General features: G+C 70.6%; 10 protein-coding genes. 3 read left to right on the top strand and 7 right to left on the bottom strand.

Annotated elements, in window-relative coordinates:
- Nucleotides 1-94 precede the first annotated feature (94 nt).
- Complete coding sequence (locus OG588_RS16245) at nucleotides 95-1,573, top strand: MFS transporter (RefSeq protein WP_405947925.1); 1,479 nt, start codon at nucleotides 95-97, stop codon at nucleotides 1,571-1,573.
- On the opposite strand, the gene OG588_RS16250 is transcribed toward OG588_RS16245, so the two are convergent.
- The 4 genes from OG588_RS16250 to OG588_RS16265 are packed head-to-tail and all read right to left on the bottom strand — an operon-like array spanning nucleotide 1,535 to nucleotide 4,776.
- Nucleotides 1,535-1,894, bottom strand: coding sequence for an MmcQ/YjbR family DNA-binding protein (locus OG588_RS16250; protein WP_405947926.1), 360 nt, complete (start codon nucleotides 1,892-1,894; stop codon nucleotides 1,535-1,537). The genes OG588_RS16245 and OG588_RS16250 overlap by 39 nt on opposite strands.
- Nucleotides 1,891-3,189: a hemolysin family protein gene (locus OG588_RS16255; protein ID WP_405947927.1), complete on the bottom strand. Its 1,299-nt coding sequence runs from the start codon at nucleotides 3,187-3,189 to the stop codon at nucleotides 1,891-1,893. The genes OG588_RS16250 and OG588_RS16255 overlap by 4 nt, the downstream gene beginning before the upstream one ends.
- Nucleotides 3,190-3,210: 21 nt before the next feature.
- A complete protein-coding gene (gene ybeY, locus OG588_RS16260; protein ID WP_019064210.1) occupies nucleotides 3,211-3,708 on the bottom strand; it encodes an rRNA maturation RNase YbeY in 498 nt (165 codons plus the stop codon).
- 12 nt (nucleotides 3,709-3,720) lie between these two features.
- On the bottom strand, nucleotides 3,721-4,776 hold the full coding sequence (locus OG588_RS16265) for a PhoH family protein (RefSeq protein ID WP_033285958.1): 1,056 nt from the start codon (nucleotides 4,774-4,776) through the stop codon (nucleotides 3,721-3,723).
- A gap of 320 nt (nucleotides 4,777-5,096) precedes the next feature.
- On the opposite strand from OG588_RS16265, the gene OG588_RS16270 reads away from it, so the two are divergent.
- Nucleotides 5,097-5,810, top strand: coding sequence for an FAD binding domain-containing protein (locus tag OG588_RS16270; protein ID WP_405947928.1), 714 nt, complete (start codon nucleotides 5,097-5,099; stop codon nucleotides 5,808-5,810).
- 131 nt (nucleotides 5,811-5,941) lie between these two features.
- Here the strand turns inward: OG588_RS16270 and OG588_RS16275 are convergent, their stop codons facing one another.
- The 3 genes from OG588_RS16275 to OG588_RS16285 all read right to left on the bottom strand — a co-directional run bounded on the left by OG588_RS16275 (nucleotide 5,942) and on the right by OG588_RS16285 (nucleotide 9,560).
- Complete coding sequence (locus tag OG588_RS16275; protein WP_405947929.1) at nucleotides 5,942-7,099, bottom strand: carbohydrate kinase family protein; 1,158 nt, start codon at nucleotides 7,097-7,099, stop codon at nucleotides 5,942-5,944.
- A gap of 209 nt (nucleotides 7,100-7,308) precedes the next feature.
- On the bottom strand, nucleotides 7,309-8,598 hold the full coding sequence (locus tag OG588_RS16280; protein ID WP_405947930.1) for a glucarate dehydratase family protein: 1,290 nt from the start codon (nucleotides 8,596-8,598) through the stop codon (nucleotides 7,309-7,311).
- Nucleotides 8,595-9,560, bottom strand: a complete 966-nt coding sequence (locus OG588_RS16285) for a 5-dehydro-4-deoxyglucarate dehydratase (protein ID WP_405947931.1) — start codon at nucleotides 9,558-9,560, stop codon at nucleotides 8,595-8,597. Before OG588_RS16285 ends, OG588_RS16280 begins: the two co-directional genes overlap by 4 nt.
- A gap of 105 nt (nucleotides 9,561-9,665) precedes the next feature.
- Here OG588_RS16285 and OG588_RS16290 point away from each other — a divergent pair, with 105 nt between their 5' ends.
- The gene (locus OG588_RS16290; protein ID WP_405947932.1) at nucleotides 9,666-10,448 is read left to right on the top strand and encodes an IclR family transcriptional regulator; all 783 of its coding nucleotides are present in this window, start codon (nucleotides 9,666-9,668) and stop codon (nucleotides 10,446-10,448) included.
- Nucleotides 10,449-10,557: the final 109 nt, after the last annotated feature.

Genomic DNA, 10,557 nt, shown 5'->3' on the forward strand with positions numbered 1-10,557 from the left:
CTAGTGCCGACCAGTGGTGCCGCTGCCTGGTGGTGCCACCACCAGCACAACTTCCGGCTCCCCACGGCTATTCCGACGGCCGGAAGCTCTCCCCATGGCGACCGACACGACAACTACCGGCATCCACCCACCACTTGGCACCCCCAAGCTCTCGACCCGTGACAAACTCGTCCTTTTCGTCCTCTGCGCGGCCCAGTTCATGGTCGCCCTGGACTTCTCCGTCCTCAACGTGGCCCTGCCCACTCTCGGCGCCGACCTCGGCATGAGCCAGTCCGGACTCCAGTGGGCGGTCACCGCGTTCGCGCTGCCGTCCGGCGGCTTCCTGCTCCTCTTCGGCCGCATCGGCGACCTCTACGGCCGCCGCCGACTGTTCCTCACCGGCCTGGCCCTGTTCGGCGCGGCCTCACTCCTCGCGACCTTCGCCTGGGACCCGGCATCGTTCCTGACCGGCAGGGCGCTGCAAGGCCTCGGAGCGGCGACCATCGTGCCGACCGGCATGAGCCTCCTCACCACCACGTTCCCCGAGGGCCCGGCCCGCGACCGTGCGCTCGGCATCTCCGGCACCCTGCTCTCGCTCGGCTTCACGGTCGGCATGGTGGCCGGCGGCGTCCTGACCGACGCGTTCGGCTGGCGCTCGACGATGGCCCTGCTCACCCTGTTCGCGGTACTGGTCCTGCCCCTGGCCCCGGCCCTGCTCCCCGAGTCCCTCCCCCATGGCCTCAAGGGCATGGGAGGTGCCCCCATCCCGGACCGTCCCCGTCTGGACGTCCCCGGCGCGTTCACGGTCACGGGCGGCCTACTGGCCCTGATCTACGCCCTGTCGACGGCGGCGGACCACGGCTTCGCCCGCCCGGACGTGATCACGACACTCCTCGCGGGCGTCCTGCTCCTGACCACCTTCGCGTACGTCGAGTCCCGCACGACGCACCCCCTGGTCTCCCTCCCGATGCTGCGCCGCCGCACGGTGGCGTGGGGCAACCTGGGCGGACTGGTCACCTTCTCGATGATGTCGACGGTGGTCTTCGTCCTGACCCTGTACCTCCAGGAGATCCTGCACCTGTCGTCCTTCGAGACGGGCCTGGTCTTCGGCGTCCAGGGCATCCTCTCGGCGGTCGCCGGCGTCTACGCCCCGAAGGTCATCGGCCGCATCGGCGCCCGCCGCACCCTGATCGCCTCCCTCACCGGCCAGGCCGCTTTCACGGCCACCCTCCTCACCCTCACCACCCACACCTGGTCGGTCTGGGTGGCCACGGCCGCCGTCTCCCTGGCGAGCATGTGCCACCTGGGCGCGATCATCTCCTACGGCCTGACGGTCACCTCGGGCGTCCCCGACGAGGAACAGGGCCTGGCCACCGGCCTGGTGACCTCCACCCAGCAGGTCGGCATCACCATCGGCATCCCGCTGCTGGGCGTCCTCGCCACCACTTCGGGCGATCTCATGTCGGGGGTCCACACAGTCGTCGGCATCGACGCGGCGATCGCGCTCGGGGCGGCGGTGCTGGTGGCCGTAGGACTGCGGTCCCGGCGGGCCGGGTCAGGGACGGTCGAGGCGGAGCCGCTCGGCGCGCGGTAGCCCGGCGACGACGAGGTCGTACGAGTCCTCCACCAGCTCCCGGACCAGCCGGTCCGGGAGTTCCCCGTCCACCGTCACCGTGTTCCAGTGCCGCTTGTTCATGTGGTACCCGGGGATGATCAACCCCTCGTACTCCTCCCGGAGTCGGATCGCGTCCTCCGGGTCACACTTGAGATTGACCGTGAGCGGGCTGCCGTCCAGCCGGGTCAGCGCGAACAGCTTGCCGAGCACCTTGAAGACGGACGTCTCGGGGTTGAACGGGAAATCCTCCACCGTCGCGTTGAACGACAGGCAGAACGCGCGCAGTTGCTCGGGGCTCACTCCGGCTTCGTCTCCTTCTCGACCGGCTCCACCGGTTCGACCAACACCGTCACGATCTTGTTCCTGCGCCCGGCCGAGGCCTCCGCCGTGAGCCGCAGCTCACGCCCGTCCGGCAGCTCCACGACCGACGAGGCACCGGCGATCGGAACCCGGCCCAGCGCCTTCGCGAGCAGCCCCCCGACCGTCTCCACGTCCTCGTCGTCGTACGCCTCGAAGCCGTACAACTCCCCCAGGTCGCCGATGTCCAGGCGCGCGGTGACCCGGTAGCGGTCGTCGCCCAGCTCCTCCACCGGAGGCAGTTCCCGGTCGTACTCGTCGGTGATCTCGCCGACGATCTCCTCCAGGATGTCCTCGATGGTGACGATGCCGGCCGTGCCGCCGTACTCGTCGATGACGACGGCCACGTGATTGCGCTCCTGCTGCATCTCGCGCAGCAGATCACCGGCGTTCTTGGTGTCCGGCACGAAGCTCGCCGGCCGCATGGCCGTGGAGACCAGCTCCGACTCGGCGTCACGGCTGATGTGCGTCTTACGGACCAGGTCCTTCAGGTACACGATCCCGACGATGTCGTCCTCGCTCTCCCCGGTCACCGGGATCCGCGAGAAGCCGGAGCGGAGCGCGAGGGTGAGGGCCTGCCGGATCGTCTTGTACCGCTCGATGACGACGAGGTCGGTCCTCGGCACCATCACTTCCCGGACCAGGGTGTCGCCGAGTTCGAAGACCGAGTGCACCATCCGGCGCTCCTCGTCCTCGATCAGCGACTCCTTCTCGGCGAGGTCCACCAGCGCCCGCAGCTCGGCCTCGGACGCGAACGGACCGCGCCGGAACCCCTTGCCCGGGGTGAGCGCGTTGCCGATGAGGATCAGCAGATACGGGATCGGCCCCATGATCCGCGCGAGCGGCAGCAGCACGTACGCCGCCGCCGTGGCCGTGTTCAGCGGGTGCTGGCGCCCGATCGTGCGCGGGGAGACCCCGACCGCGACGTACGACACGAGAACCATGACGCCGATCGCGGCGAGCAGCGCGGGCGCGGTGCCGTGGATCACGTGCAGACACTCGTAGGTGACGAGCGCGGCGGCGGCCATCTCGCAGGCCACCCTGACCAGCAGGGCCACATTGAGATAGCGGGTCGGGTCGGCGGCGACCTGCGCGAGCTTGGCGCTGCCGCGCCGACCGGACCGTACGGCCTCCTCGGCGCGGAAGCTGGAGACGCGCGCGAGGCCCGCCTCCGCGCAGGCGGCGAGCCAGGCGACAACGACCAGGGCGATGGCCCCGACGACGATCTGAGGACTCATGAGAAGGGGTGCCCCGGTGCCCTAGGAGACCGTCGGCGCCGGGGAGGGGCCGGTGTGGCCCTTCTCCGCGCGCCAGCCGTCCACGATGGCGGCCTGGAGGCCGAACATCTCGGCCTTCTCGTCCGGCTCCTCGTGGTCGTAGCCGAGGAGGTGCAACACACCGTGGACGGTGAGGAGTTGGAGCTCCTCGTCCATGGTGTGCTGCGTCTCGGCCTCGGCCCCCTGCTTCGTGGCGACCTCCGGGCACAGCACGATGTCACCGAGCAGCCCCTGCGGAGGCTCCTCGTCGTCCTTGCTCGGCGGACGCAGCTCGTCCATCGGGAAGGACATGACATCGGTCGGCCCGGGCAGGTCCATCCACTGGATGTGGAGCTGCTCCATGGCGTTCTCGTCCACGACGATCACCGAGAGCTCGGAGAGCGGGTGGATGCGCATCCGCGCGAGCGCGTAGCGGGCGATATCGAGGATCGCCTGCTCGTCGACCTCGGTTCCGGACTCGTTGTTGACGTCGATCGACATGGTCGTGCTGATCTACTTCCGCTTGTCACGGGCACCCTTGTGGGTGCCGTTCTCCGTACCGTTCTCGCTGTCGTACTTCTCGTACGCGTCGACGATACGGCCGACCAGCTTGTGCCGGACGACGTCCGCCGACGACAGGCGGGAGAAGTGCACGTCGTCGAGCCCCTCCAGGATGTCCTGCACCTGCCGCAGCCCCGACTTCGTGCCGCTCGGCAGGTCGACCTGCGTCACGTCACCGGTGATCACGATCTTCGACTCGAAGCCGAGCCGGGTGAGGAACATCTTCATCTGCTCGGGGCTCGTGTTCTGGGCCTCGTCCAGGATGATGAAGGCGTCATTCAAAGTGCGGCCCCTCATGTATGCCAGCGGTGCCACCTCGATCGTCCCCGCCGCCATCAGCTTCGGGATCGACTCCGGGTCCAGCATGTCGTGCAGGGCGTCGTACAGGGGGCGCAGGTACGGGTCGATCTTTTCGTAGAGGGTGCCCGGGAGGAAGCCGAGGCGCTCGCCCGCCTCGACCGCCGGGCGGGTCAGGATGATCCTGCTGACCTGCTTGGCCTGCAGGGCCTGGACCGCCTTGGCCATGGCGAGGTAGGTCTTGCCGGTGCCGGCGGGGCCGATGCCGAAGACGATCGTGTTCTTGTCGATCGCGTCGACGTACCGCTTCTGGTTGAGGGTCTTGGGGCGGATCGTGCGGCCTCGCGAGGACAGGATGTTCTGGGTGAGCACCTCGGCCGGTGTCTCCTCGGGACCATCCCCGTTCTCACTCGCCCGCAGCATGGCGATCGAGCGTTCCACCGCATCCTCCGTCATCGGCTGCCCCGTACGCAGCACCAGCATCATCTCGTCGAACAGGCGCTGGACGAGGGCGACTTGGCGGGCGTCGCCGACCGCGCTGATCTCATTGCCCCGGACGTGGATGTCGGCCGCCGGGAAGGCCTTCTCGATCACGCGCAGGAGGGCGTCTCCGGACCCCAGGACGGTGACCATCGGATGCTGGGCGGGGACGGTGAACCGTGCCTTCGCCTGCTCCTGCGCGGGGGTGTGAGCTGTGGGTGTCTGAGTCATGGGCCGGCTCTGTAGGCCTTGCTCGTCCTCCTCGAAAAGACTCGCCCGCCACAAGGGCGGCCTGGTGATTCCCAGGGTACGCCGGGGCACTGACAACGCCGTAGGGCTTTTCGGTGACCGTCGGGCCACGAAATCCCGGCCGGTCCCGGGACTGGGTCCGGGCTCGTTCCTGGAGCGGGTCCGGCCGTGCTCCGGGAGCGGGTCCGGCGCAGGGGAGGCGCGCGGGGTGACGCCGTGAGCCCTGTTCGCGCCCCCTCGCTTGTACGGACAATGCGCTATGTCCGCCAAGTAAGCCTTGCAGGGAAAGCAGGTCGGCCGCTGTGCTCGTGCGTCTGCCCAGGTCCGTGTCCGAAGCACAGTCGTGCCTGGCCGAGGGGGCGGTGCCCGTCGGAGGGGCGACCCTGGTCTGGGCCGGCTGGCAACGGGACGGTTTCCCCGAGCAGGCGGTGTCCCTGCGGGAGCTGCCCGAGGCGAAGGTGATCGGGGACGGGACGCTGGGCTCGGCCGTACTGCTGCACGAGATAGACGAGCGGGTGCCGGAGGTGCTGCGCAAGGCCGCGGGCGGGGTGGGCACCGGTGCGGTGCGCCGGACCGCGACGGTCGGCGGCAACATCGTCGGCAGCACGCTGCGCTGTCTGCTGCCGGCGGCGCTGGTGCTGGACGCCCGCGCGGTCGTCCTGGAAGCGGACGGTCCCGTCGAGACCGACCTCGCCGAGCTGCTCGCGAAGCGGCCCCTGCTGCTGAGTCTGCACTGGCGCGAGCCCGTGGCCAGCGGTTACCGCAAGCTGACCGACCAGCTGCGGGGCGAGGTCCCCTTCGTGGTCGCGGCGGCCGTGGGGGCGGACGCGCCCGTCCTGCGGGTCGCCGTGCGTGACGGCTACGACGTGCTCAGCGAGACCGTCCCGTACGACACGGACACGGGCCGGGTGCTGCGCGCCTTGGCACTGACGCCGCTCGGCACGTTGCCCGAGGCGGTCTTCGAGGCCGTACGGGACGTGGTCGGTGGTGTGGTGGAGCGGGCGGGGGCTCGCTGAGGAGGTCGGCGCGGCGGCTGAGCAGGAACGTTCACCCTGACCGGCCGGGGTGCTTGGTGGCTGGCCGACTGGGTGGCTTGGTGGCGAATGTCCGGCCGGGCAGCAGGTGATCCGGTCCCTCGCTCCAACCCCTACGTCGACCGGCCGAACCCGATCGTCGGCACCGCCCGCCGCAACGGCCACGGACTGCCGCTGCCCTGCTCCTCCGGTACGAGTCCCGCGAGGAACGCGTACCGGCGCAGGGCCGTCGGGTCCTGGCCCTCGACCGACTGCACCTTGCGCCACCAGGCGCCGATCTCGGACCAGCCCGGTGCGGAGAGCGAGCCGCCGAACTCCTGGACGGAGAGGGCGGCGGTGAGTCCGGCGAAGGCGAGGCGGTCGGCGAGCGGCCAGCCGGCCAGGGTGCCGGTGACGAAACCGGCCACGAAGACGTCGCCGGCGCCGGTGGGGTCGAGGGCCTCGACGGCGATCGCCGGGACCTCGGCGGACTCTCCGGTACGCCGGTCCACGGCGTAGGCGCCGTCCGCGCCGAGGGTGACGACCGCGAGGGGTACGTGTTCGGTGAGGGCGTGGGCGGCGGCGCGGGGGCAGTCGGCGCCGGTGTAGCGCATGGCTTCCTCGGCGTTCGGCAGGAACGCCTCGCAGTGCGCGAGGTCGGCGAGTCCGGCGAGGTCCCAGGCGCCGGTGTCGTCCCAGCCGACGTCGGCGAAGATCCGGGTGCCCTCGCTCGCGGCCTGGGCGACCCAGGGTGCCTGCTTGCCGGGGGTGAGGGAGGCGACGGCGGCACGCGCGCGTGGCGGGCAGTCGGGTGCGCCCCCTTGGCCGAACACGACTTCCGGGGGCGGCTCGTGGCCGTGGGACACCATCGTGCGTTCGCCCTCATACGCCATCGACACGGTGACCGGCGAGTGCCAGCCGGGCGCGGTCCGGGAGGCGGAGAGGTCGATGCCCTCGCCCTGTTCCAACGCGTCCCAGCAGTACTCGCCGTAGTGGTCGTCGCCGAAGGCCGCGGCGAGGGAGGTGCGCAGGCCGAGCCGGGCAAGTGCGGTCGCCATGTTGGCGACGCCTCCAGGGCTCGACCCCATCCCGCGCGCCCAGGACTCGGTGCCACGCACCGGGGCGGATTCGAGCCCGGTGAAGATGATGTCGAGGAAGACGGTGCCGGTGAGGTACACGTCCCAGGGCGGATCGTCCGCCGTGCGCAGCCCGGCCAGCGGATCGACCCCGCAGGACGGCCCTTCGCTGCGGGACGACGGTCCCTTTCCGGTGGACGCGTTGGACGCGGTCACGGTGCGCTCCCTGACGTGATACGGATCAGGCCAGTGTGCACCACCACGCGCGCGTGGGGGCGGCTCCCGCTCCGGTGCCGCCCGTCGCGCCGGTACCGGCCGACCGCAGGTCCGCGCGCTACGGCGGGTGCCGCGCCCGGTGCCGGTCCGTCCACGGGCACCGCGGGGGCGCGTCCGGATCCGGCCGCGCCCGGCGGCGTCGTACGCCCCTACCAGCGCGGCATCGAAGGCGTCACCCACTCCGGGTCGGTGATCCGCATCGCCGCCGCGTCGTCGCGGTCGCGCAGTGAGCCGTCGTCGTCGAGCCAGCGCTGGTGCAGGAACTCCAGCTTGGCGCGGTCGAGTTGGACGCCGAGGCCGGGGGCGTCGGAGACGGTGACCTTGGCGTCGGTGAAGGTGAGGCGTTCGGTGAGGACGTCCTCCGACTGCCAGGGGTAGTGGGAGTCGCAGGCGTGGTGGAGGTTGGGGACGGTCGACGCGACGTGGGTCATCGCGGCGAGGCTGATGCCGAGATGGGTGTTGGAGTGCATGGAGATGCCGACGCCGAACGTGCGGCAGATGGCGGCCAGTTGCTGGGTGTTGCGCAGTCCGCCCCAGTAGTGGTGGTCGGAGAGCACCACCTGTACGGCGTCCTTCGTGAAGGCCTCTTTGATCTCGGCGAACGTGGTCACGCACATGTTGGTGGCGAGCGGCACGTCGGTCCCGGCGGACACCTCGGCCATGGCGGGGGTGCCCAGCGCCGGGTCCTCCAGGTATTCGAGGACATCGCCGAGTTCCTTGGCGACCTTCAGCGAAGTCTCCACGGACCAGGCGCCGTTGGGGTCAAGGCGGAGGGGGTGGTCGGGGAAGGCCCCCGCCAACGCCCGTACGGCGGCGATCTCTTCGTCGGGCGGGAAGACCCCGCCCTTGAGCTTGAAAGACGTGAAGCCGTACCGCTCCTTGAACTTCCGTGCCTGCTCGACGACTCCGGCCGGGTCGATCGCGGCGCCCCAGTCGTCCTTCTCGCTCGCGACGCCCTCGGGGTGGTCGGCCCACTTGTAGAACAGGTACGCGCTGTACTCGACCGCGTCCCTCAACTTGCCCCCGAGCAGCGCGTGCACGGGCAGTCCGAGCGCCTTGCCGAGGGCGTCGAGGCAGGCGACCTCGAAGGCGGAGACGACGGACAGGCGCAGCTTGTCGGCGGTCTGGACCCCGCGCAGCCCGCCCACGTCGACCTGCCCGGAGACCCGCGAACTGTCGACGGCGACCTCGTCGGCGACAGTGAACAGGCCGTTCAGATCGCTGACTTGACGGCCGATCAGTTTGTCGGCGTAGGGCCGGGCCAGTTCCAGGTACTTGGTGTCGCCGTAGGTCTCGCCGAGGCCGGTGATCCCGTCGGCCGTCTCGATCTCGACGATCAGGCGCGGGGTGTAGGGCTGGTGGACGCCCTGGGTGTTCAGGAGGGGCGGGTCGGCGACCAGGATCGGGGTCAGTCGGACGTCGGCGATGGTGAGGTTCACAGCGCGGCTCCTACGAGGTCGAGTCCGGTGGTGAGCAGGGTCGTGAGCTCGGCCAGGTCGGCGGCCGAGGGGTCGGTGAGCGGGGCGCGCACGGGTCCCACCTGCTGGCCGCGCAGCCGGGCCGCCGCCTTGACCAGCGACACGGCGTATCCCGGTACCCGGTCGCGGAGTTCGACGAGCGGGACGTAGAAGTCGCGCAGGAGTTTCTCGACCGTCTTGTCGTCGCCGACCTGCAACGCCGCGAAGAAGGCGTTCGCGATCTCCGGGGCGAAGGCGTGGACGGCCGAGGAGTACGCGGGGACGCCGACCGTGGCGTACGCGCGGGCCTGGATCTCGGCGGTCGAGGCGCCGTTGAAGAACAGGAAGCCCTCGGGGGCGGCGAGTGTGAGGCGTTGCAGGCGGTCGAGGTCGCTGTGGCCGTCCTTGAGGCCGATGACGCCGGGGATCGCCGCGATGCGCTTCAACGAGCTTGCGGTGAAGGTGACTTGGCCGCGCTGGTAGGCGATGAGCGGGAGCCGGGTGCGGGCGGCGAGCTGCTCCAGCTGGGCCACCAGGCCGTCCTGCGGGGCGGCGACGAGGTAGTGCGGCAGGACGAGGAGCGCGTCGGCGCCGGCCTCCTCGGCGATGCGCGCGAAGCGGGCGGCTTGTGCCCAGCCGTAGCCGACTCCGGCGACGACGGGGACGCTGCCGGCCGCCTCCTCGACGGCGATGGTGACGACCGTGCGGTACTCGTCCTCGTCGAGCGAGAAGAACTCGCCGGTGCCGCAGGCGGGGAACACGGCGCCGGGGGCGGTGGCGATCCGGGCCGCGACATGGGTGCGGAAGCCGTCGGGGTCGAGGGAGCCGTCGTCGTGGAAGGAGGTGAGCGGGAAGGAGAGCACACCGGCCACCATCCCGTCCCGGAGCCTGCGCACCACGGTCTCCGTTTCGCCGTTCTCCGTTTCGCCGTTCACTGAGGCCATCTCGCGGCCATCTCCCTATGTAGACGTTATCCATGTATGAAGACAGAGGTTAGATACGCGAACCTCGACCGTCAATGGGGCACCCGTGCTCGCTAACATCGCCCCATGTCAGAGCCCGGTGGCGTCCGTGAGGTGAAGTCCGCCGCCCGCACGGTCGAGCTGCTCGAACTGCTCGCCGCGCGCGGCGACCGTCCCGCACGCCTCCAGGAACTCGCCGACGCGCTGGGCGTGCCGCGCAGCTCGATGTACGCCCTCCTCCAGACCCTGATCGCGCACGGCTGGGTCCGCACCGACATCACCGGCTCGCTCTACGGCATCGGCATCCACGCCCTGCTCACCGGCACGAGCTATCTGGACTCCGACCCGCGCGTGAGGGCCGTACGGCCGTATCTCGACGAGGCGTCCCAGACGCTCGGCGAGACGATCCATCTGGGGCGGCTGGACGGGCGGGACGTGGCGTATCTGGCGACGCGGGAGTCGCACGAGTACCTGCGGACCATCAGCAGGGTGGGGCGACGGCTGCCGGCCCACGTCGGCGCCCTGGGCAAGGCGCTGCTCGCCGAACGGCCGGACGCCGAGCTGCCCGACGGGCCGTACGAGGCCGCGACCCCCAACACCCACACGTCCCGGGAGGCGTTGGTCGCCGACCTCGCTTCGATTCGCGCCCGGGGTTACTCGGTCGACCGTGAGGAGGGGGTCGTCGGGATCGTCGGGTTCGGGTTCGCCCTGCGGTACGACAACCCGGCGCTGGACGCGATCAGTTGCTCGGTGCCGGTGGTTCGGCTTACGCCGGAGCACGAAGGGGAGATCGTCGCGGTGATGCGGGAGGTGCGGGCGAAGATCGAAGGGGCGGCGGCCGGGGCGGGTGGGGCTGTGCACTGGCGGTAGCGGGCGCACCTTCCGGGGGCTGCGCCCCCGGACCCCCGCTTCGGCCTGAACGGCCTCGTCCTCAAACTCCCCCAGAGGGGGGACCCCCAACGGGCTGAATAATGCGGGC

It is taken from the genome of Streptomyces prunicolor (genome assembly GCF_045162825.1).
Classification (GTDB): Bacteria; Actinomycetota; Actinomycetes; order Streptomycetales; family Streptomycetaceae; genus Streptomyces; species Streptomyces prunicolor.